Consider the following 22,955-nt stretch of genomic DNA (forward strand, 5'->3'; position numbering starts at 1 on the left):
GCCCAAGATGATACGTGTTTTTATTTATATTTTTGTTGTTTGTATCCTCGGTTTAGCTTTCACGTGGGTAGCTAATCACAATGGTATTTTTGTTCTCACATTTTTGCATTTCAGATTTTCTGCTTCATTGCTTACAGTGTTAAGTGTGCTTATTTTATTTTTTGTAACGCTGGTGCTTTTATGGTGGTTATTGTCTTTCTTTTTTTCCATACCGAGTGCTCTTTCCAATTATTTTTATAAACGCCATCAAAAGCGTGGTTACGAAGCTCTTTCAAAGGGGATTCTCGCAACTTTTGCTGGTGATAGTATGGTTGCGCAAAAAATGGAAGCACGGGTTGCTAAATATCTTGCAGGAAAACAAGAGCCATTGGTAAAACTTTTACAAGCGCAAACCTTGTCTTTACAAAATAATTCTGTTCGCGCCATCGGTCTTTATGAAGAGATGAGAAAGGAAGATTCGACAAAACTGGTTGGACTTTATGGTTTGTTTCGTGAAGCGATGAAGAGTAAAGCTTATGAGGCAGCGCAACAATATGCCGAAGAGGCACTGACTTTATCGCCAGCACTTTTATGGGCGCATCAGGCGGTGCTTGATCGATTAAGTGCTGAGGGTAAATGGGATAAGGCACTTACTGTTTTTGAAAGAGCAAATAAAGCTCTCCCGCGTTCTGTTCGCGCGACTCCAGAGCGGCAGCATATACAGGTTTTACTACTAAGTGGGCAGGCACTTTCTTTGTTTGATACACATCCTGTACAAGCACGTGAAGCCATTTTGAAAGCCCATAAATTGGCGCCTGATTTTGTTCCAATAACAGTGATTGCTGCTGATATTCTTTATAAGTTAAATGAAACGCGTAAAGCGGATAAAATGATTATAGCGGCTTGGCAAAAGAATCCTCATCCTGACTTGGGAGCACTTTATCTGGAAAGAGAAGAAGGAGCTATTGGGCGATTGAAAAGGGCTAAGACACTTGCTGCTTATAATAAAGATGCATTTGAGTCGGCTTTCCTTATTGCTAAAGCAGCTTTGGATGCTGGTGAAACAGTATTAGCAAGAGAGCAGGCACAAAAAGCATTGCAGTATCATCCACGGGAAAGTGTTTATTTATTATTGGCAGATATTGAAGAGGCACAGGGAAACAATCAGGCTGCTGTACGTCAATGGCTTTCTTTAGCACTTCGTGCTGAACGTGATCCAGTATGGATGTGTGATGGGGCCATTTTTTCTTCTTGGTCAGCGGTTTCTCCAATCAGTGGACGTTTGGGCTGTTTTGAATGGAAGGCGCCTCCTTGTATGCCTTCTCTCACATTAGAGGCGGACAATATTGTGCCGAAAAAGCAAGACAAAGAGTATGTTATGGAAAAAAGTGATGATGTTGAAGATAAGAAGCTTGAAAAATTAACACCTATAGATGATTCTTTTTTGCATAATGCGCAGGTGGAGAAACAAGATATAAAAGAACAAGATGTAAATACATTCGGCCAAACTCACTTAAATGTTGATGATCCAGGGGTTAAAACAGAAGAAGAAACGTCTTTATCGAGGAAGAAATTTCGTTTATTTTAAATTGTGTTAATAGGGTAGTCTGAGCGTTTTGTCGGAAGAAATAATTAATGTAGGAGAAAAAATTATCGTTAATCTTGTTCAATCAAATTATTCTCTTATGCTTAAAAAATGAAGTTTTGCTTGATTGCAAAGGTAATTGGTTAAAAAATGTTTTTAAATCAGAGATGTCTTGGAAAAAAACCAAAAAATAACAAACCAAGGATTGCTGTTGTTATTCATCGGCACTCTACCTACACTGGTCGTTTGGGAAAATTTTTACAACAAAATGGTTTTGTTCTTGATATTTATCGTCCTATTTTTGGACAAAAACTCCCTGATACATTAGAACATTATGCCGGTGTTGTTATTTTAGGGGGACCGATGAGTGTGAATGACAGCGAAGCCTATATTGGTGACGAAATTGACTGGATTTCGTTGTCGCTAAAGGAAAATAAGCCTTTTTTGGGTATTTGTCTTGGAGCACAAATGTTAGCGCGAAATCTAGGGGCGCGCGTTGGTACAAGAAGTGATGGGACTGTTGAAGTCGGCTGGTATCCACTAGAAGCAACCCTACAAGGAAAGGAATTGATGAATTGGCCAGAGATGGTCTACCATTTCCATGATGAAGGTATTTATGATTTACCGAAAGAGGCAATGCTTTTGGCAACAGGGAATACATATCCTACACAAGCTTTTCGTTATGGAAGCAATGCATGGGGCTTGCAATTTCATGCTGAATTTACACGTGCTATGATGCGGCGTTTGGTCGTGCGTTCGGCACATAAATTGACTGAAAAAGGTGCTCAACCTGCTTGTGCACATTTGAAAGGTCGTTTAATCTATGATCGAGCTTTGAGCCAATGGTTTGAAAGCGCATTACACCAGATTTTTTGTACACCGCCCGTACTTGTGTGATTGTTGACAACGAATTGATTTATATAGGTAATTCACGGTTTTGTATATTGAATGAGAACCCCGAATATAGTAAGGTTTTTTCATTCCAAACCTGTGTATGTTGACTCAATAAAAACCTCTTGTTTGCATGTCACAAGTAGGGCTGGCGTGTGGGCAAAAACTGTATAAGAAAAGACTAAAAATGCTTCTTATGAACTGTCTTAAGTGCCAAGGGCTGTCGCAACATTTGGGGGCTAGCCAAATATAATGATGGTGCTGGCTTTGGGGTCTCCATAAGCGTAAAGATGGGGGGCTCAATGGCTTTATCGTTAAGAAACACTATTCATTATCATTTTTGTTGTGCTGTAAAACAGTATGGTTTAAGCTAGAGGTAGAAAATCTATGTAAAACTTTACACATGAGGTGTTTTTTGTTAAAGGGTGTAATGGGTTTTTTTTAAGAAAATCTTGTTTATTGAGCTTATGAGATACTGTACTTTAGAACGATGTATAGGGACTTCTTGAAGTGATCAGAAGATAAAGCGTGCTAGATAAGGAGCTCGATTATTTACAGATTAGTGTGGGTGAGGAATCTTTATCCTTTTTAAGGTGAGAAAAAAGTTAAGAGATATAGAAAGTTTGAATATTGTCTAAATCCTTTCAAATACCATCATCACAAAAAAGTTTTTCTTTGAGTTATTTAATTTGGGGGTGCTTTTTTCTTGCTCTGATATTTATTTATAGCGCACTCTGGTTTTTTTTTCACGTAAAATAGAAGACTATGTTTCTGATATATTCGCAAAAATATCTTCCCATAATATAGTGGCGGTATGCGAGAATATGCGCAAGGATGGTTATCCTTTACATGTCGGTGTTGTTTGTGACAAGTTTCAATTTTCTTGGCCTTTACATGGGGTTTCTGTATCGACGGGGCGTTTAACAGCTGGTGCACCAATTTATGCACCTCATTTGGTCGAGTTTAATGTTCATGCTCCTGCATTAATTGTTTTTTCTGGAAAAACTTCCATAGTATCCAGTTGGCGCAATTTGATGATTGAAACAGAACCTTATTGGAAAACGGGTAAGACATTGAAGTTTATAGCTGAAGGGCTTGAGGTTTCACCTTTTTCCTCTTCCCCTGAAGATCAAAAGCTTCAAGAAGCATTAGGAGCACAAACGACAGATAACAAAACGACACAAAAAAATGTTGAAAATCAAGTATCTTTGCAAAATACGCATAACGTGATTATTCAGCCATTAGAGCCAAAAGAAGCTTCCCAAAAAATAACGGCAGAATTTTTTCGACTTGATCTTAAACATGAAAAGAATGATTTATCGGGACATATAACTTTTGATGGTTTTGATGCTTCTCCCTTTTTAAAATCTTCTTTTGTTGATATTCCTAAAATTGATGGCAATTTGAAATGGATTTTAAATGATGCCTCTCTTCTGTTTGAAAATGAAGGAAAAAATTGGCAACAGCGATTGTATGGAAAAAGTGGACTTTTAAAGCAAGGTGAATTAGCTTTTCATACAGGTGGTGCAGTGCGTATTAGTGGACCTTTTTCTGTTGATGATGAAGGATATTTGACAGCAAAATTTGAACTTGTCCTTGTTCAGTCCATGAAGCTTCTTAACACTCTGCAGCATTTATTTCCCACGCAAACCAATAATCTTCAAGCGTTATTTTTTATTTTGGGTACCCTGCCTAAAAATGCGGACGGCGCTCCTGTTCTTTCCTTACTCATTGACAACGGGTGGGTAAAATTGGGATTTTTAAAACTTGGTCGTCTTGCTCCGCTTTAGGTGTTGTACCAAAGCCTTTTTTCATTTTTACTACCAAATTTCGATTTTTTCTGATTTTCATACTTTTTTACAATTTTAGAGTGTCAAAATCTATTTTAACAAAATGCGTATTTAATGGTAAAAAAAATAGCTATAAAAATAAAAAATTACCACCTACTCCTAACTCGTCCAACCTCTTTTCACTTAGTACAAAATCTTATATCAAACTACATATAGTAACAGTGTTTGTATAGAAAAGTGTCATTTTAAAGCATGCTGAATTGCCTTTTTATACAGGTGGTATGGTGCCTGTTAGGAACCTTTGTCTTTATATATGGAATGAGCAGCATATTGCATATATCTGTTTGGGAGTAACCTCTTAAAACAAGTAAACAGACTAGCTGGAGAAAAATATGAAGTTGTAAAGAGAAAAATCAACATTCATCTTTACTGTCATTTTTTATTCGATTTTACGCATTTCAAAAGCAGTTAAGTTATATCTTTTAAATAATGGATTAAGCTTATCCTTTTATTTCTGATGTTTTTTAATGAAGCCATATGTCTTCCACGCAAAACAGAATATATTTGTATTGCATATTTACGCATTTATTAAAATAATATTTCTCAGTGCTTGCTATTTCACGATGTCGCCTATGAATGGTATAACGATAAAGCCATTAAGCACCACCATCTTTTCGGTTATGGACTAACAAGCTAGGGGGAATAACCATCATATTATATTTGCTAACTCCCAATCTTACTGTAGTTTTTAGCACTTGAGGCGGTTTATGAGGGGCATTTTTAGTCCTTTCTTTACTGTTTTTATTTATTCGGCTTTCGCATTTGCAATATGCAAGGGGAAATGGGGTTAATTGATTGAATATAAACAAATTTTAAATGAGACAAATTTAGAATATCGAATTATCAGTCATCATAAAAATGATAAAATTATAATTGTAAATCAATATATTATATTTTTATGATGAAGGATATTTGACAGTAAAATTTGAGTTTATTTTTAGTGCTCTGTCTAAAAATGCGGGATAGCGCTTCCGTTCTTTCCTTGCTGCTTCGTCATGGATGGATGGAACGGGGCAAAAGTTTAGCTGTTTTGTACTGCTTTTAAGTCTGAAAGTTTATGTTTTTAGGGTGAGAAATCAATCCTGCTGTTTTTTTGACATTGTTGCAAACAATTCTATTGTGATAAATAGCGAGATTTTTATTTTTGGTGTTATGTTTAAAATGCAAACTCCCGCTCTCTATTTTTGTTGGTTTGTTGTGGTGGTGGGATAGAACGGGAGATTGAATGGGGCGTTTTGTATTTGCTTTAGGTTTGAAAGCCAATATTTTGAAGTTGAGAAATCAATCCTGCTGCAAAAGTAAAACGAGAAATATTGAGATCATTTTCAATAAGGGCGCTAATGCGGTTTGTAATGTTGTGAATATGATCTTCTTCTGTTTTTTTCCAAGTGTCAAAAGGATCTTTTTTCTTTCCATAATTTTTGAGGATTTTCATAACGATTTGCCGAAAACTTTCAGAAACATTTTCTTTGGCTTGGCTTAAAGCCATACTATCATAATAATCTACTACAGGGATTATACGACTTGCTTCGTTAATGCGGTTTATACGAATGATTTGCGCAAGTGAAAAGTAGATCTCTGCAGTTTTAATAAGATCACTGTTGCTTTTTTTTGCAATTAAAGAAATATCACAGATTGTTGAAGCAGCTTCCAAAAGGGCTAATTGTTTCGCTAATGCTTTTGGTGCTCCCTCTTCGCTGTAGTGTAATGCTTTTTCTTCAATCTTTTGCTTAATATCGTTGCCGTGAGAATGCATAAGCTCTTTTTCAATAACGCTACGGGCTTGTTTTATTGTTTTTACAACTTCTTCTAATGGACGTGAGAGATCTATGTTGTGCAAACCCCAATTGGTTGTTTCAAAGAGCATTGGGGTCATTGTTGCGTAGAATTTATTTTGGACAAGACCGGGTATTTTATTATCAAGCTTATCAATTTGCTCAGACAATTGAGGAATTTCAAAACCATCGCGGATGGCAATGAAAACGCGAATAATATTTTCAGCTTTTTGTTCTGTTGCATCGTGTAATCGATTAACAAAAGTGGGGCCTCCACGATTTACAATATCGTTGGCAATCAGCGTTGCGATAATATTACGACGCAATTGATGGTTAATGACTTCCTTCTTAAAATTTTCTTGAATTTGGGTTGGAAAATAGTTCAGCAGGGCTGTATTGAAATAGTGATCATCAACAATGGGGCTATTAGCAATTTCTTCTTTTAAGGTCAATTTAGCATAGGCAAAAATAACGGCGAGTTCTGGGCGGAGAAGACCTTTGCCTTGGGTTGTTCTTTGCTGTAAAACTTGTTCATCAGGAAGCATTTCAACTCTGCGATCTAGAAGATTTTTTTGTTCCAAGTCGTGCATAAAGCGTATTTGATAGGGCAAATCAGTAGTGCTCTGGTTTTCCGCCAAAGAAAGCGCAAGAGGTTGTAGATAATTATTACGCAAGACGAGTTGCTCGACTTGAGGTGTCATTTTTTTCAAGAGCTTATTGCGTTCTTCGCGGGTTAGTGTTTTGGCACGTAGTGCTGATGCAAGAACAATTTTGAGATTGACCTCAATATCAGAACAATTCACACCAGCAGAATTGTCAATGGCATCCGTATTGCATCGACCACCATTTAAGACATATTCAATCCGTCCACGTTGTGTAACACCAAGATTAGCTCCTTCACCAATAATTTTTGCACGCACTTGTTCTCCGGTAATGCGTATTGCATCATTTGCACGATCACCTACTTGGGCATCGTTTTCGGTTGTTGCGCGGATATAAGTACCAATGCCACCGAACCATAAAAGATCAACAGGGGCTTTGAGAAGAGCAGAGATAATTTCAAAGGGTGTTCCTGTTTGTTTTTCGAAACCAATGGCTTGTGCTGCTTCAGGTGAGAGAGTAATGGTTTTTTCTTTTCGTGAGAAGATACCACCGCCCTTTGATAATTTGCTTTGGTCGTAATCCTGCCAGCTTGAGCGAGGCAGTTTGAAGAGACGCGTACGCTCTGCATAGCTTTCGTCTATGTTCGGATCTGGATCAATAAAGATATCGCGGTGATCAAAAGCGGCAATCAATTTTGTTTGTTTGGAAAGCAGCATTCCATTGCCAAAGACATCACCAGACATATCGCCAACACCGACACAGGTGAAGGGCGTTGTTTGAATATCGTGATTAAATGACTCTCTAAAATGTCTTTTGACGGCTTCCCATGCACCTTTAGCTGTAATACCAATGTCTTTGTGGTCGTAACCTGCTGAGCCTCCAGAGGCAAAAGCATCATCGAGCCAAAAGTGGTTTGCTTGGCTGATGGCGTTGGCTGTATCAGAAAAAGTTGCTGTTCCTTTGTCTGCCGCAACAACAAAATAGGGGTCAGGGTCATCATGACAGATGACATTGTGGGGAGAACTTATTTTGCCGTTAATCAGATTGTCTGTAATGGAGAGCAAAGCTGTGATAAAGTCTGTATAAGCTTGTCGTGCTGCTTCTATGATGACAGCACGGTCATTTGTTTGGGGAAGCCGATGGGGATAGAATCCACCTTTTGCACCTGCAGGAACGATAACCGCATTTTTAACTTGTTGGGCTTTCACTAAGCTAAGCACTTCGGTGCGATAATCTAATGCACGGTCAGACCAACGAATTCCGCCACGAGCGATAGGTCCAAAACGCAAATGGACCCCTTCAACTTCTGGTCCATAAACAAAAATTTCTCGGTAAGGGCGCGGTTCAGGCAAACCTTCAATCTGGCGCGGATTTAATTTGGTGGCTAAAATACGCCGTGGATTTCCATCAGGAAGAGGCGTAAAGGCATTCGTTCGTAAACTTGCCTCGATAAGGTTACAATAACGGCGTAAAATCAGATCATCATCTAAACCAGAGACTTTCCGTAATTTTTCTTCAATGCGCTTTTGAATGACTTGTTGGTTTTTTTCCCGTTCTTTTTCTGTATGGCTTTGATGAAACTTTAAATGAAATAAAGCATAAAGATCTTGGGTAATGTCAGGATAAGCATTTAAAGTTTGGGCAACGCGATCTTGCGAATAAGGAATTCCAGTTTGTTGGAGATAGCGCCCATAATGGCGCAAAATAATAATTTCATGCCAATCAAGCTCAGCTGTTTGTGTGAGAGCATTAAAGCCGTCATTATCAGCATTTTGTGCCCAAATGGCTTCAAAGGTTTCGGCGTGTTTTTGCCCGTCTTTTTCAAAATCGATACAGCGCTGGAAAGTACTTTCTAGCTGCATATCATGAAGATACACAGAGCGCCCATTGCCATCTGGTAATTCAAGGGTTTGTTCAGCAATAACGCGAAACCCCATATTTTCAAGGAGTGGTACACGTTTGGAAAGGGCAAGAGCTTCATGGCGGTGAAAAAGCCGAAGAGAAATGTACTGTTTTTCTTTGTTTTGTGCGTGATAAAAGATCACGAAAAGGGGCTTTTCATCATGAAGACTTAGAATATGTCCGGCATCGTTAATAGCGTCTTCAGCTGAAAATAAATCACGATAGCTGTTGGGGAATTCACTGGCTAGACGTGTTTGTTGCTCTGTTATTTTCTGGGTAAGAGCGATGGCTTGAACCCTGTCTTCCCAACTTCGTGCTATCGAACGTACATGTTTTTCAAGTGTAGAGCGCTCGTAAAGGGGAACAGTTTCGTTTCCTTTGCGATGGATGATATAATAGACACGTATAAGGGTGCTTTCCAAAAAGAGCGGATAAGATTCAAAAAAGTTGCCTTTATAAAGCTCAACAAAATGTTCGCCAACTTTTTCACGCAGGCTGCTGCTATATTGGTCACGCGGTACGTAGACAAGGATAGAAACAAAGCGCCCAAAAGAATCAGTGTGGGCAAGAACCCGTAAACGTGGGCGCTCATCTAATTGTAGAATAAGCTTAGTATTTTCTGTCAATGTATCAACATCAGAGCGAAACATTTCATCTCTTGGATAGGTTTCTAAAGCACTGATGAGTGCTTTTCCTGAATAATCGGCGTGATTGTGTCCAAGACGTTGAATAATAGTTCGGGCTTTTTCTTTTAAGAAAGGAATTTGCAAAATAGAACGTGTATAAGCTGAGGAGGTAAAAAGCCCTACAATGCGTAATTCTCCACAGAGTTGTTTTTCTTTATCAAAAATTTTAAGACCAATATAATCGAGCCAAACAGAACGGTGAATTTTGGAACGGCTGTTCGCTTTTGTCACGATAAACAGATTATCGCTTTCCATGAAGGATAAAACTTCTTGAGGAGGTTCTTTCATACTTTTATCGTCAACAATATGAATAGAAGCATCCGTGAGTATACCAAGTTCAATATTACTCGCTGTAAAGGATTTTAGGGGTTTTTGGTCTTTGATGAAGTTGTAAGTGCGCATACCAAGGAAAATGAAATTATCGTCCATTAGCCAGTGAAGAAATTCAATAGCTTTTTCGCCTTCTTGTTTGTAGTGCGGGGGAAGACTTATTTGGTAGGCATGAATCTGCTTTTCAACTTCTTCAAGCATAGGTTTCCAGTCTTGTACAGCAGCATTAACCTGTTCAAGAACTAAGGTGAGTTCATTTTCAAGTTTTTGTATTTGCTGTTTGTTTAATGACTCGATGTGAATTTGCATCAGACTGATGCGTTTTCCAGAAGCACAATCAATAATGGGGTGTGCAATCAAATAGATATGGTTTTTGTGTTGATTAAAAACATTTAAAATAGAATCGAGAAGGAAGGGTTTGTTATCATTGACAAGCGTGATAACGGTTATAGGTCTGTTACTACGGGTTAAATTTTTCTCAAAGCAGATGGTGTTTTTTCCCGTTTGATGGAGATTAAAAGCTTTTACTGCGATGGCTGTGGCTTTTTGAAGTTCTTCATTTTCGTAATAAGTAATATCTTCTTTATCGGTTTGGGCAAAAAGGATTTGTTCTATTTTATCTTGGGTGTTTTTTGTTTCTGTTTTTTTTTGTTGCAACACATTCACTCTCCCTTTTTGCTCTTAAGGGGTCTTTTCTTCTCTTTTTAAAAGCAGACCATATATATTTTTTATATACTGTAACACCTTCTTTCTGAAGAAAATAGCTCTTTATTTGGAAAGAATGAGTTTGTTTTTGCTATTTTTTAGTAATAGTTTGTACGTTAAAGAAATATTTTGCGTCAAGGAAAGGGCATTTTTAGTATTTTTGTATGTTAATAGTTTGTTTTTTTAAATATACAAAATGAAAGTAAAAAAAGAAGTAAAAGTAAAAAGAGAATGGCGCATTTACCAGAAAGACTTTTAAGTGGTTACCAAAACTTTATAAACAATCATTTTTTATATAAAATAGCAGATTATCAGCAATTGGCGATTGAGGGGCAGAAACCTGAAGTTTTGGTCATTGCTTGTTGTGATTCGCGTGCAGTACCAGAAATGATTTTTGATGCTAAGCCAGGGGAAATTTTCACCCTGCGCAACGTGGCGAATGTGGTTCCTCCTTTTTCTCCTGATGACCAATATCACGCAACATCAGCAGCTCTTGAATATGCTGTGCAATTGCTTGAGGTGAGACATATTGTCGTTTTTGGTCATGCCCATTGTGGAGGCATTCGTACTGCTCTTAATGAGACATATAAATCTTTATTATCAAATGATTTTATCGGTCAATGGATAAGTCTCTTAGCACCAGCAGCAGAAATCGTTTTGAATAATAAGTCGCTGTCTTGGCCAGAAAAACAGACGGCATTAGAGCAGCTTTCTATTCGCCATTCGTTGAGAAATTTAGAGACGTTTCCGTGGATTAAGCTTCGCAAAGATCAAGGTTTTTTGACATTGCATGGGGTTTGGTTTGATATCTCTAGCGGAAAATTATGGAGCATGGAACAGGAAACAGGTTGTTTTATGCGTGTTGAAGTTGAAAGTTTTGAAGTATAGTATTTGTTGTTTTTATTTCTTCGTATAAAAAGATATTTTATGATAAAACTTGACAAAGATGGGGTTTTATTGTTTGAAGGAGCAAGCTTTCAGTGACAAAATTAACTTGGAGCCACCGACTGAGACCCCAGTTTAAGGGTATAAAGAGATCTCAGAGGTCAACATCCGACGGCGCGATGCGTTCTCGGATGCTATTTTGGTTTGTTTGTTATGCAACAATGAGGTAAATGATGTTTGAATCCTTGCAAGAGCGACTTGGTTCTATCCTGTCTCATTTGACGGGACGTGGCGCTTTATCGGATCAGGATGTTGTAGAGGCGCTGCGTGAAATTCGTCGCGCTTTATTGGAAGCTGATGTTGCTCTTGATGTTGTGCGCTCTTTTACCGATAGAGTTCGTCAAAAAGCTGTTGGGGCCGAAATCGTTAAATCAATTAAACCAGGCCAAATGGTGGTTAAAATTGTTCATGATGAATTGGTTCATATTCTTGGAAATGAAAGCGTTCTGAGTGATTTAAATGCACCAGCTCCAGTTGTTATCATGATGACTGGTTTGCAAGGTTCCGGAAAAACAACTACAACAGCAAAGCTTGCAAAACGTTTTACTGATAAGCACAATAAAAAAGTTCTCATGGCGTCATTAGATACACGCCGTCCCGCTGCACAGGAGCAATTGCGCCAATTGGGAGAACAGGCGAAACTTGCAAGCTTGCCTATTATTGCGGGTCAGCTGCCCGTTGATATTGCATCACGTGCCGTGCAGGCTGCTAAATTGGGTGGTTATGACGTGCTTCTTCTTGACACAGCAGGACGTAATCATATTGATGAAGCTTTAATGCTCGAATTGGCTGAAATTAAAGCATGTTCCCTTCCTCATGAGATTATGTTGGTGGCTGATAGTTTGACGGGGCAAGATGCCGTTCATCTTGCTCGTTCTTTTGATGAGCGTGTCGGGATTACAGGGATTATTTTAACACGGATGGATAGTGATGGGCGTGGTGGCGCTGCTCTTTCTATGCGAGCTGTTACAGGTAAACCAATTAAAGCAATTGGAACTGGTGAAAAAATAGATGCTTTAGAAGAATTTCATCCCAGTCGTATTGCTGATCGTATTCTCGGAATGGGGGATATTGTTTCTTTGGTTGAAAAAGCTGCTGAAACAATGGATCATGAGAAAGCTGCTGCTTTTGCAAAAAAAATGCAAGCCGGAAAATTTGATCTGAATGATCTTGCAGAACAGTTGCAGAAAATGAAAAAACTGGGTGGAATGGGCGGTATTATGGGCATGTTGCCAGGAATGGGGAAGGTCAAAGAGCAGATTGCGGCTGCGGGGTTTGATGATCGTTTGTTTGATCGTCAATTGGCCATTATTTCATCTATGACACCGAAAGAGCGGGCGAATCCAGAGCTTTTAAAACATAGCCGCAAACAACGAATTGCTAAGGGGTCTGGTACGACAGCAGCTGATATTAATAAACTTTTGAAGATGTATCGCCAAATGGCTGATATGATGAAAGCCATGGGTGGTAAAGGAAAAAGTGGTTTTATGGGAAAAATGTTGGGAGGTCTTGGTTCCAAAATGGGTTTTGGTGGTATGGGAAACTTGGGGGGGGATTCTCCAGCTATGCCGGATTTGTCGGGATTGGATCCAAAGCAATTCTCAACGCTTCAAAAGCAAATTGAAAATGGTAATGGAGGGAATCTCTTGCCCGGACTTCCCAAGCGTGGACCTACATTTCCTGGTCTTTCCAATGGCATTGCCGATAGGGGAAAATTTCCTCAGCATCCTAAGAAAAAATAAGATGTAAAGAGGGAAAGGAATATGATGCAGGAAACAGTATTAAATGAATTGGCACATTTACGAGCATCCATTGATAATTTTGATGCAACCTTGATTCATATCTTAGCAGAGCGGTTTCGTTGTACGAAAGCTGTTGGGCGCTTAAAAGCGCGTTATGATTTGCCTAAAGTAGATCCTATGCGTGAGCAATATCAGGTAGCGCGTTTGCGGCAATTGGCTATAGATAGTCATCTTGATCCTGATTTTGCTGAAAGATTTTTAAAATTTATTATTAAAGAAGTTGTGCGTCATCATGAAGTTATTGCTGAAGAGCAAAAAACAAAAAAAGTCAATTTAAACGAAAGCCAGAGCTGACAATAGGAGATAAAATATGGCATTGAAAATTCGTTTGTCCCGTGGAGGTTCAAAAAAACGTCCTTACTATCATATCGTCGTTGCAGATGTTCGTAGTCCGCGCGATGGGCGGTTTCTTGAACGTGTTGGTGCATGGGATCCAATGTTGCCTAAAGATGGACCGAGGGTGAAACTTAATGAAGAACGTATCCAATATTGGCTTGGGCAAGGGGCTCAACCAACAGATCGCGTTTTACGGTTTTTAGATGCAGCTGGCTTGAAAAAGCGTCCAACTCGTAATAATCCACATAAAGGTGAACCGGGTAAAAAAGCACAAGAACGTATAGCAGCAGCAAAGCAAGCGGCAGAAGAAGCAGCGGCAGCGGCTGAAGCAGAATCTGCTACAGCATAAGAAGCATGGTTGTTTAATCAACGTGTTTTTAAAAGCTTTAGAAAAATAAATATTATCCGTTTTTGTCTATCAAAAACGGATCTTCTTTAAAAAGCTGCTTGTTTAAATCGCTTGGTTTTTTTAAATCAATGGTTTTAAAAATCAATGGCGCGGCCTTTAATTTCCCAATCTCCATAGCGGGAAGGGTCTTTGCCGCCGCGTCCACCATTTTCTAAAGGTTGTTCTTTTTTTGCTGCGTGTTTTCGTCTTTCTTCAGCTTCTTGGAGAGCGCGTTGTGCTGCGGGAGAAAGAGATTGCTGTTTAACGTCAGTTGCATTTTTTTTGCTTGTTTTCTCATCTTTTTTATTCATTTTACACCTATTCCATTGAAGAAGCAGAAAGAAAACACCATCATATAGTATTGATTGACTTTTATCATGGAGTTTTTTGAGTAATGAATATAATGCGTACAGCTATGCTTTTGGCTTTTTTAACTGCTCTCTTTATGGGAGTTGGTTATCTTGTTGGAGGGGGTGGTGGCATGGTCATTGCTCTTTTGATGGCAAGTGGTTTAAACTTTTTTTCTTATTGGAATTCAGATAAAATCGTTTTACGCATGTACGGGGCACGTGAAGTTGATCAGCATTCAGCACCAGTTTATTATAAGATTGTAAGCGATTTAGCACAAAGAGCTTCTCTTCCTCAACCAAAGGTTTATGTTATTGAAAATGCACAACCAAATGCTTTTGCAACGGGACGTAATCCGCAAAATGCAGCTGTTGCTGCAAGTACGGGGTTGTTAGAGCGGTTGAGTTCAGAGGAAATTGCCGGCGTTATGGCGCATGAGCTCGCACATATTGAGCATCGTGATACGTTAACAATGACTCTAACCGCAACGATTGCAGGGGCAATTTCAATGCTTGGTAATTTTGCTTTTTTTATGGGAGGACAGCGCAACTCTTCAGAAGATTCTCATGGGGCAGGGGCAATTGGAGGATTTATTGCTTTGCTCGTGGCACCTTTTGCTGCGATGCTGGTGCAAATGGCGATTAGCCGTACACGTGAATATGCTGCGGATCGGAGAGGGGCTGAAATATGTGGTAATCCTTTATGGTTGGCTTCGGCATTGCGTAAAATTGCTGATGGGGCGCATGGGGTATACAATGAAGAAGCAGAGCATAATCCAGCAACCGCGCATCTGTTTATTATTAATCCTTTGAGCGGTGAGGGAGCGGATAGTCTCTTTTCGACACATCCAGCAACTGCAAATCGTATTGCTGCTCTTTATCGGCAAGCAGAAGAGATGAAAGGGGCTCTTACCAAAAGTGTGGGATGGAATAAAGAAGACGCTATACATGAAAAAAGCAGCGGGATGAATTATGGAGATTTTCATAGTGGTCAGGCTCATGTATTAGGTGAACAAGAAAACAGTTCTTTTCAGCGTGTTACAAAACGTCCTTCTTGGCTTCGTTATGAAAATTCAAAAAGATCTCGTTCATAGAGTTATTGAGGGAGATTTTGAGAAAACTGTGATATAAAGGTGGTGTTTTGAAACACAAAAAAGCGGGGCATGTGTCTGAAAAAAATGTTCCAGGATTAGCTGTTCGACAGGTGTGTGTGCGTCTTTTAGGGGCGGTAATTGATAAGTACACGCCTCTTTCTGGTTTGACAGATAATGAACACGGACATCCACACTATTTAAAACTTTCACAACGAGATCGTTTGTTGTGTCGGGCTATTTTGACAGCTTCATTGCGTCATCGAGGGCAGATTATAGTGGCTCTCTCACGCTTTTTAGCGCGTCCTTTGCCTTCACAAGCACTTTCACTTCAGCATCTTTTGCATATCAGTGTCGCACAAATTCTTTATCTTGATATTCCCGATCATGCGGCTATTGATTTAGCTGTGCGTGTGGCGAAACTTGATCCTCGTATGCGCCGTTTTTCAGGGGTGGTGAATGCTCTTTTGCGCAATGTTGCACGTGAGGCAGAGCCTTTACGCCAACAAGTTCCTACCATTGAAGGTGTTCCAGTGTGGTTTGGACAGCTTTTAGTGTCAGCTTACGGAACAGAAAAGGCACATCAGATTATCGCAATTCAAAGTGTGGAACCTCCTCTCGATTTGACAGTGAAATCTGATAGTGGTGGATGGGCTGAAAGGCTTGGTGGTGTGGTATTGCCCAATGGTTCTGTTCGATTGAAGCGTCTGGAGTGTTCTGTTTCTGATTTACTAGGCTATCGTGAAGGGTCTTGGTGGGTTCAAGATTTTTCAGCAGCTTTGCCTGCTTGTTTACTTGGGAGTATTGAGGGTAAACGCGTTGCTGATCTTTGTGCGAGCCCTGGAGGAAAAACAGCACAATTGGCTTTGCAAGGGGCTGAGGTGACTGCAATTGAGCTTTCTGCTAACCGCATAAAGCGTTTAAAAGAAAATATGGAACGGCTTCATTTTTCAGTTCACATTTGGCAGGGCGATGTGAGAAATTTCTATCCCACACAGCTTTTTGATGCGGTTCTTCTTGATGCTCCTTGTTCTTCTACAGGAACAATCCGTCGTCATCCAGATATTTTATGGACGAAATCGAGAGATGATATCGTCAAGTTAGCGGCGTTGCAATATGATTTGCTTGTCGCAGCAATTTCTTTGGTAAAGGAGGGGGGACGGATTGTTTTTTCCAATTGTTCATTGGCAAGAGAAGAAGGTGAAGATCTTATTGAGAAAATTTTGTCGACACGAAATGACATTGTTTTAGATCCTATTTATCCAGAGGAAATGGGAGCACTGGAACATTTGCTTTGTGGGGGGATGTTACGGACAACGCCTGCGGATTTTTGTCATAAAAATTTTGATGCTGAGAAAACCGTATTTTTAGGAATGGATGGTTTTTTTGCTGCGCGCTTACGAAAAATTGCTTAATTAACGCTTCATTTACAAAAATGGTCGAAATTGTATTTGATTCAGCATAAATGGAGATGAAATTTTGGCGGTTGCGGTAAAAGCTCCTCAGGTAAAAGTGGCAGCCTGTATCGATACGATACAGAATGTTATGCGGCGTTTATGGGTTGGACCATTGTTTCGTTGGCGGTTTTCAGGGTTTCGTCCTCATAAAATTTTAGCGCATCCCATGGATTTGCATGTAGCTGATCCGATGATGGCGCATGAATTTTATCATGGTCGTTTTGCTTTTGCTGGTCACATTGTTCATTCTGGTGCTGTTTCGCCGTTTTCATTGGTCCCGCCAACGCTTGAATGGGAAGCGGCTCTACATGATTTTCATTGGTTGCGCCATATGGAGGCAGCAGGAAGTGATTTAGCTTCTGCACATGCACGCTCTCTTTTAGAAGATTGGTTTGACCATGCTGGCAAGAAGGTAAAAGGACTTGCTTGGAGTGGTCCTGTTGTGGCGCGGCGCTTGATTTCATGGATTTGTCATTCGAAAATGTTGTTAGAAGGGGCAAGTGAGCGGTTTGAAAAACGCTTTTTGCGTGCACTTGGTTTGCAATTTCGTTATTTGCGCGTAACAATTTGTAGTATGGAGCACAATGATCAACGTTTACAAGCAGCAGTAGCTTTGACATTCGCATCTCTTGCTTTGCCTGTTTCTGCGGCAGTGAAAAAAAAGGTACAAACCACACTTATAGAGGAGCTTTCCCGTCAAATCCTAGTTGATGGTGGGCATATTTCCCGTAGTCCTGTTATTTTGCTGAATTTGTTATCGGATTTATTGTCGTTACGGCATCTTTTTATGCGTAGCAATGAAACAGCACCCCGTATTTTGATTGATTCTGTTGAGCGTATGTTGCCAGCTTTACGATTCTTTATCCATGAGGATCAAACGTTGGCTCATTTTAATGGGGTTGGTCCCCTTGTGTCGGAACGGTTATCATCGCTTTTGGAGCTTGATGAAACAGGAGGGCATCCTTTTAGTTATGCCCGTTATTCAGGATTTCAGCGCTTAAAAGCCAATCAAACAACAGTGCTTGCAGATACAGGAAAGTTTCCACCCCGCTCTGTAGCACAGCAGGCTTGTTCGGGGTGTTTGTCTTTTGAAATGTCCTCTCAAGGGCACCGTTTTATTATCAATACCGGTGTTAATCCTGATGGGCGGGAGGATTATCGACATTTAGGGCGTGTTACTGCAGCACATTCAACAGCTACGCTTAATGATTGTTCAGTGGGTGCTTTTTATCATAAAAAGAAAAATAGCGCGCCATTTTTGTTTGATGGACCAACAGATGTTCAAGTGCGCCGTATAGAGGATTCAGAAAAAACGGGTTTTATTGCGAGTCATAATGGTTATGTGCGACCCTTTAATCTTATTCATGAGCGTGGTCTTATTTTGGCGACAAATGGAGATACGATCGAAGGTTTTGATCGCTTTTTTATGCCCAATAAAGGGGGAAAGAGACACAAGAGTGTGCAAAATGAACAAGATCATGTTGCTGTTCGCTTTCATCTTCATCCACAAGTTGAAGTTAACTATGATGGCAAACGTGTGTGTTTAGCCGTAAAGAACGAGAAGAGCGAACAAGTATGGTATTTTATATCGCCTGACGCAGATATTTGTCTTGAAGATTCAATTGATTTTGCAGAATTAACAGGTCCACAACGGACACAACAGATTGTTTTATATTTTCGTCCTGCATTTCAGGAAAAAGTTCGTTGGCGTTTTATCCGTAAAGCGTTTGATAAAAATTAGAACATTGTTCCAACCCATAGTATATTGGGTTTTATCTTGCGTGTTGCAAAACATTATCGTTTATTGTGGTCATATTCTCAAAATTTGAAGATTATATCAATTTTATACATGAAGCATTTTGTTGGAGTATGGGTTGAATGTTTTTAGGCAAGGTTTGCTCATAGGATCTCATGAGGTGATGCTAAAAGGGATTGGCTTCAGAAAAAAAGGTTTTTGAAAGATCATTGTTGACAGATGGGTACCAGTTAAGGATTTTGATCCTTTAAAAATATGGAGAGAAAATTAAGCTGTTGCTTATCTTCGATAAGTTCTTAAGTTGTGATGTTGGGATCAACATTTCTCTCTGAGAGAGTTGCATTACATAGGGTTACACTCCTCACGAAAAACAGAGCGCTATTGTATTGTATATTCACGGACTTATTTTAAAGAAAAATCCCTTAACGCTTCCAAGCCTATTTTGCGACGATGCCCGTGATGGGTATAACTGTAAATCCATTAAGCACCCCCCATCTTTATGCTTATGAAAGAGCAGTTCGGCACTATCACACTATTGATCAGTGCCCAATGTTTGTAACAGCTTTTGGCACTAGAGAGGGTTCATAAGCGGTATTTTTAGCTTTTTCTTAATAGTTTTTTATCCATACGGCTCTCCCCGCTTGTAACGTGCAGGCGAATGGTTTTGGTTAATTCAACATACATAGATTTGAAACGAGGGGGAGATTTGAAACGAGGGGGATTTTACGGTATTCAGGGTTCTAATTTAATATGAATAACGCTAAATTATTATTACAAATCAAAAGTTGTACATCATAGAAGCACTGAAAATTCGAGAAACAATACATAACAATGGCCGAGAAAAATAACTCTTCTGCTCTTTGTTATTATACTAAAAATAAAGTCATAATAACAAACCACAAAATGCGCGCTTTTTTATAGCAAAGCATTCTCTCAAATATCTCAAACAATTTTCATAAAGATTTACGCGAATAACGTCGTGCAATCGAATCAATATCACCTCGACAAATGCCAAGATCGCTGAGTTCATATGTTGAAAGACGACTTAACGCATTAACGGTTCGACGATAACGGCGCCAATTACTATAAAAACGTAGAATATTCATATCCTCTACTCAAACTTTTCATTACACTCTCTAGTTTAAGAATAGAGCATATTACTAAAAAGAGTTGTGTTATAATATCATAACAGGTATGCAATTACATAAAAAGTAATATCCCTTTAACATTTTCCTCATGTGAAAGAGCAACCATTAAAATGTTAATAAAAACATCTTATCCCTAAACAATGGCTAAATTATGTGCATTTTCTGCGGTGATAAACTTTTTCACGTGTAGATTCTTTGGATTGAATAACTGTTTCCATTTCAACAGTTATCAATAGTTATACGATAATTATGAAAAATTCCTTGAAACATTTGTCTCATACGAAGAGGGAATCAGCAAAATTATTAATGTCGGAAGTGTCGTGTTCCTGTAAAAACCATCGCTAATCCCTGTGCATCAGCTGCGGCGATAACTTCTTCATCACGCATGGAGCCTCCTGGTTGAATAATTGCTGTTGCCCCTGCTTCAGCTGCTGCTAATAAACCATCTGCAAAAGGAAAAAATGCATCTGATGCAACAACAGACCCTTTTGTGAGAGTTTCTGTTAAGCCTGCTCTTTGCGCACTTTCTGCTGCTTTACTTGCAGCAATTTTTGCTGAATCGATGCGGCTCATTTGTCCAGCTCCAATTCCAACTGTTGCGCTATTTTTCGCGTAAACAATAGCATTTGATTTAACGTGTTTTGCTACACGAAAAGCAAATTGAAGATCACGCATTTCATCTTGAGTTGGTGCCCGCTTTGTCACTACTTGCAATTTAAGATCATCAACCACCACATTATCACGCGATTGCACTAAAATGCCTCCTGCAAGTGTTTTCGCAAGAAGTCCTCCACAACGTGGATCAGGGACACCACCTGTAATAAGCAAACGAAGATTTTTTTTCTTGGCAATGATTTCACGTGCTGCCATTGTTGCGTCAGGCGCAATAATCACTTCCGTGAAAATTTTAACAATCTCTTCTGCACATTCTTCATCAAGGGTTTGATTTAAAGCAACAATTCCACCAAATGCCGATACATTATCACACATAAGAGCTTTCAAATAAGCTTCTTTCAAATTTTCTCCTTCCGCAACACCACAAGGATTGGCATGTTTAATAAGAGCGACAGCAGCGGTTTTTTGCGGATCAAATTCTGCCACAAGCTCAAAGGCTGCATCTGTATCATTCAGATTGTTATAAGAAAGCGCTTTGCCTTGTAAAAGTTTTGCTGTTGCAATACCAAAACGTTTTTCATTATTGCGATAAAATGCTGCCTGTTGATGTGGATTTTCCCCATAGCGCATAACACTTTCAAGATGACCGGAAAAACTCTGCCATGATGGCATTTCAATTTTTAAATCCCGTGCAAACCACGATGCTATTGCCGTATCATAAGCAGCGGTGTGTGCATAAGCGCGCATTGCTAGCTGATGACGCATGGATAAGCTTAAACATCCATTATGCTGCTTTAATTCAGCTAGAATCGAATCATAATCTTTTATTGCTGTTACAACACCGGTATAAGCATAATTTTTTGCCGCGGCGCGAATCATCGCCGGTCCACCGATATCAATATTTTCAAGAATCGTTTGTCCATCAGCTCCCGATAGGATCGTCTCTTCAAAAGGGTAAAGATTCACCACCAAAAGATCAATTCCATAAATGCTGTTCTTTTCCATAGCTTCCCTATGGCTAGGATCTTCTCTTACTCCTAACAAAGCACCATGAATCAAAGGATGGAGTGTTTTTACACGTCCATCCATTATCTCAGGAAATCCAGTAACTTCAGCAACATCTTTTACGGGTAAACCAGCCGCTATGAGGGTTTTGGCTGTTCCTCCTGTTGAAATCAATTCAACATTGTAGGTAGCATGAAGAGCTTGTGCAAAAGCAACCACACCCGTTTTATCAGACACAGAAAGAAGAACACGACGAACCTGATGAAGATCAGGTATGGGAAAATTTTTTCCAACAACACCCATAATAGAAGCCTTAAAAATGAAAGAGTTAAAATTCTAGTAAAACAAGCTTATACATTTATAGCATAAGCCTTTAGCAAAATACACTGAAAGGATAAACTGTCTTTTTAGAATATAGAATACTCACCTTTTTCTATTATCCTGTAAAAAACTCTCATTTGAGGTGTGATGATAGGTATAAAAGTCTCATTGAGACATTAAATGTTTTTTTGTTGCTTATAACTCAACATCTCATTTTTATAGCAGTTGTGAAACAAAAAATGCTTCCGTATGTTCTCTGCTATATTAGCCTTTATACTAGATGAAGGCGAAAGTATTGCGTGTATCGATTGGAGTAATTTCTGAAATGGGAAATAATCTAATGAAGCAAGAATATAAAATTATAAAGACAAAAATGAGTGCCTATCTTTCCTATCATTTTTAAATTTAACTTTATGTTTTTCAAAAGCGTTTATGACAATTTTTTTAAGAGTGTCGCGTAAATCTTTTGTGAATGGTATAAAGCTCATTGTATGCCTACGATCTTTAATTTAACAAAGGCGCAAGTTGGTAGCTTTTGTTCTCTTTATCAGTTTTCAAGATTCTAAAAATTTTTGTTACTTGAGATGGAAAAGGTATTTTTTTAGTTTTTTTGCCGTAGCAGAAAAAGAAAACCTCCTAACACACCAGCAGCTAAAATAAACCACGTGATTGCATAAACGAGATGATTATTTCGAAAATGAATAATCGTAAGACCAGGAATGGGAAGGTTTGCTTGTGGGGTTGTTTTTCTGGCATCAATGAAATAAGGAGCAACAGTGGACAAACCAAGTTTTTGTGCCATAGCGGGGAGATCGCGCGTATACCATAAATTTTTGTCAGGATTATTTTTACGCGGGAAAAATCCATTTTTTTCACTCATGCGTAATAAACCTATAATCGTTGTTTGTTCTGTGTTCGTGGTAGAATTTTGCTGAGATGAGGCATTTGTATGCGATTTCTCTGAGTTTTGAAAATTGTTACGCTCATCCATAGGGATAAAGCCACGGTTGATAAAGATCAGTGTATTATCAGCAGTTTGTAAAGGAGTCAAAACCCAATAGCCCGTAGTATTTTGAGCGGCAGCAGTGACTAAAATATTTTTATCTGTTAAAAATTTTCCTGTGATAACAACAGGTTGATATTCATATTTTTCAAAAGTAACATCTGACCATTGATTTTTTGGAGGGGCTTTTATGGGGGGCAAGTGAACACGCTGATTAGCATTGGTGATAAGATTTGTTTTCCAGTTTAACCGTTGCACTTGCCATATACCTAATGCACTGAAGAGAAGAAAAAAACAAATACATAAAGTTCCAAATAAAAAAGAAGAAAAACGGCAAGAATTTCCCTGAAGCTTTGTCATGGGGGGCTCTTTTTTTCTCATGATTTATGCTTCCTTTCGGGACAATAGGCTTTTATTCTAACATGGTATATATTT

The 22,955-nt window shown here is 39.0% G+C and carries 15 protein-coding genes; 10 read left to right on the forward strand and 5 right to left on the reverse strand.

The window, feature by feature from the left end; genetic code table 11:
- The first annotated feature begins 7 nt into the window (after positions 1 to 7).
- From ACFIJL_RS01025 to ACFIJL_RS01035, 3 genes are all read left to right on the forward strand, one after another.
- Positions 8 to 1,567 (forward strand): heme biosynthesis protein HemY, encoded by a 1,560-nt coding sequence (locus tag ACFIJL_RS01025; RefSeq protein ID WP_375622107.1) that lies wholly within the window; start codon positions 8 to 10, stop codon positions 1,565 to 1,567.
- A gap of 147 nt (positions 1,568 to 1,714) precedes the next feature.
- Positions 1,715 to 2,461, forward strand: a complete 747-nt coding sequence (locus ACFIJL_RS01030) for a glutamine amidotransferase (RefSeq protein ID WP_375622108.1) — start codon at positions 1,715 to 1,717, stop codon at positions 2,459 to 2,461.
- A 728-nt stretch (positions 2,462 to 3,189) separates the two neighbouring features.
- Positions 3,190 to 4,245 (forward strand): DUF2125 domain-containing protein, encoded by a 1,056-nt coding sequence (locus ACFIJL_RS01035; protein WP_375622138.1) that lies wholly within the window; start codon positions 3,190 to 3,192, stop codon positions 4,243 to 4,245.
- A 1,306-nt stretch (positions 4,246 to 5,551) separates the two neighbouring features.
- Here ACFIJL_RS01035 and ACFIJL_RS01040 read toward each other — a convergent pair.
- Positions 5,552 to 10,261, reverse strand: a complete 4,710-nt coding sequence (locus tag ACFIJL_RS01040) for an NAD-glutamate dehydrogenase (RefSeq protein WP_375622109.1) — start codon at positions 10,259 to 10,261, stop codon at positions 5,552 to 5,554.
- A gap of 276 nt (positions 10,262 to 10,537) precedes the next feature.
- Here ACFIJL_RS01040 and ACFIJL_RS01045 point away from each other — a divergent pair, with 276 nt between their 5' ends.
- The 4 genes from ACFIJL_RS01045 to rpsP all read left to right on the forward strand — a co-directional run bounded on the left by ACFIJL_RS01045 (position 10,538) and on the right by rpsP (position 13,738).
- Positions 10,538 to 11,194, forward strand: a complete 657-nt coding sequence (locus tag ACFIJL_RS01045; RefSeq protein ID WP_375612226.1) for a carbonic anhydrase — start codon at positions 10,538 to 10,540, stop codon at positions 11,192 to 11,194.
- Between the two features lie 230 nt (positions 11,195 to 11,424).
- Positions 11,425 to 12,993, forward strand: a complete 1,569-nt coding sequence (ffh, locus tag ACFIJL_RS01050; protein ID WP_375622139.1) for a signal recognition particle protein — start codon at positions 11,425 to 11,427, stop codon at positions 12,991 to 12,993.
- A gap of 24 nt (positions 12,994 to 13,017) precedes the next feature.
- Complete coding sequence (locus ACFIJL_RS01055; RefSeq protein ID WP_375622140.1) at positions 13,018 to 13,347, forward strand: chorismate mutase; 330 nt, start codon at positions 13,018 to 13,020, stop codon at positions 13,345 to 13,347.
- Positions 13,348 to 13,363: 16 nt separating this feature from the next.
- Positions 13,364 to 13,738, forward strand: a complete 375-nt coding sequence (gene rpsP, locus ACFIJL_RS01060) for a 30S ribosomal protein S16 (protein WP_375612227.1) — start codon at positions 13,364 to 13,366, stop codon at positions 13,736 to 13,738.
- Between the two features lie 134 nt (positions 13,739 to 13,872).
- Here rpsP and ACFIJL_RS01065 read toward each other — a convergent pair whose 3' ends face one another.
- The gene (locus ACFIJL_RS01065) at positions 13,873 to 14,088 is read right to left on the reverse strand and encodes a DUF1674 domain-containing protein (protein WP_375612228.1); all 216 of its coding nucleotides are present in this window, start codon (positions 14,086 to 14,088) and stop codon (positions 13,873 to 13,875) included.
- Between the two features lie 83 nt (positions 14,089 to 14,171).
- Here ACFIJL_RS01065 and htpX point away from each other — a divergent pair, with 83 nt between their 5' ends.
- The 3 genes from htpX to ACFIJL_RS01080 all read left to right on the forward strand — a co-directional run bounded on the left by htpX (position 14,172) and on the right by ACFIJL_RS01080 (position 18,413).
- Entirely contained in the window at positions 14,172 to 15,218 is a 1,047-nt protein-coding gene (gene htpX, locus ACFIJL_RS01070; protein WP_375622110.1) for a zinc metalloprotease HtpX, read from the forward strand.
- 47 nt (positions 15,219 to 15,265) lie between these two features.
- The gene (locus ACFIJL_RS01075; protein WP_375622111.1) at positions 15,266 to 16,630 is read left to right on the forward strand and encodes an RsmB/NOP family class I SAM-dependent RNA methyltransferase; all 1,365 of its coding nucleotides are present in this window, start codon (positions 15,266 to 15,268) and stop codon (positions 16,628 to 16,630) included.
- A 64-nt stretch (positions 16,631 to 16,694) separates the two neighbouring features.
- Positions 16,695 to 18,413, forward strand: coding sequence for a heparinase II/III family protein (locus tag ACFIJL_RS01080; protein ID WP_375622112.1), 1,719 nt, complete (start codon positions 16,695 to 16,697; stop codon positions 18,411 to 18,413).
- A 968-nt stretch (positions 18,414 to 19,381) separates the two neighbouring features.
- On the opposite strand, the gene ACFIJL_RS01085 is transcribed toward ACFIJL_RS01080, so the two are convergent.
- From ACFIJL_RS01085 to ACFIJL_RS01095, 3 genes are all read right to left on the reverse strand, one after another.
- A complete protein-coding gene (locus ACFIJL_RS01085) occupies positions 19,382 to 19,534 on the reverse strand; it encodes a DUF1127 domain-containing protein (protein ID WP_273790070.1) in 153 nt (50 codons plus the stop codon).
- 345 nt (positions 19,535 to 19,879) lie between these two features.
- Positions 19,880 to 21,499: a bifunctional phosphoribosylaminoimidazolecarboxamide formyltransferase/IMP cyclohydrolase gene (gene purH / locus ACFIJL_RS01090; protein ID WP_375622113.1), complete on the reverse strand. Its 1,620-nt coding sequence runs from the start codon at positions 21,497 to 21,499 to the stop codon at positions 19,880 to 19,882.
- Between the two features lie 619 nt (positions 21,500 to 22,118).
- Entirely contained in the window at positions 22,119 to 22,901 is a 783-nt protein-coding gene (locus ACFIJL_RS01095) for an SURF1 family protein (protein ID WP_375622114.1), read from the reverse strand.
- Positions 22,902 to 22,955 lie beyond the last annotated feature (54 nt).

Source organism: Bartonella sp. TT119HLJHH, assembly GCF_042193385.1.
GTDB lineage: Bacteria > Pseudomonadota > Alphaproteobacteria > Rhizobiales > Rhizobiaceae > Bartonella.

Coding starts and splice junctions, on each gene's coding strand:
- htpX (WP_375622110.1), top strand. CDS start 14,172: ATGAATATAATGCGTACAGCTATGCTTTTGGCTTTTTTAACTGCTCTC.
- ffh (WP_375622139.1), top strand. CDS start 11,425: ATGTTTGAATCCTTGCAAGAGCGACTTGGTTCTATCCTGTCTCATTTG.
- purH (WP_375622113.1), bottom strand. CDS start 21,499: ATGGGTGTTGTTGGAAAAAATTTTCCCATACCTGATCTTCATCAGGTT.
- rpsP (WP_375612227.1), top strand. CDS start 13,364: ATGGCATTGAAAATTCGTTTGTCCCGTGGAGGTTCAAAAAAACGTCCT.
- ACFIJL_RS01085 (WP_273790070.1), bottom strand. CDS start 19,534: ATGAATATTCTACGTTTTTATAGTAATTGGCGCCGTTATCGTCGAACC.
- ACFIJL_RS01025 (WP_375622107.1), top strand. CDS start 8: ATGATACGTGTTTTTATTTATATTTTTGTTGTTTGTATCCTCGGTTTA.
- ACFIJL_RS01030 (WP_375622108.1), top strand. CDS start 1,715: ATGTTTTTAAATCAGAGATGTCTTGGAAAAAAACCAAAAAATAACAAA.
- ACFIJL_RS01065 (WP_375612228.1), bottom strand. CDS start 14,088: ATGAATAAAAAAGATGAGAAAACAAGCAAAAAAAATGCAACTGACGTT.
- ACFIJL_RS01055 (WP_375622140.1), top strand. CDS start 13,018: ATGCAGGAAACAGTATTAAATGAATTGGCACATTTACGAGCATCCATT.
- ACFIJL_RS01095 (WP_375622114.1), bottom strand. CDS start 22,901: ATGAGAAAAAAAGAGCCCCCCATGACAAAGCTTCAGGGAAATTCTTGC.
- ACFIJL_RS01045 (WP_375612226.1), top strand. CDS start 10,538: ATGGCGCATTTACCAGAAAGACTTTTAAGTGGTTACCAAAACTTTATA.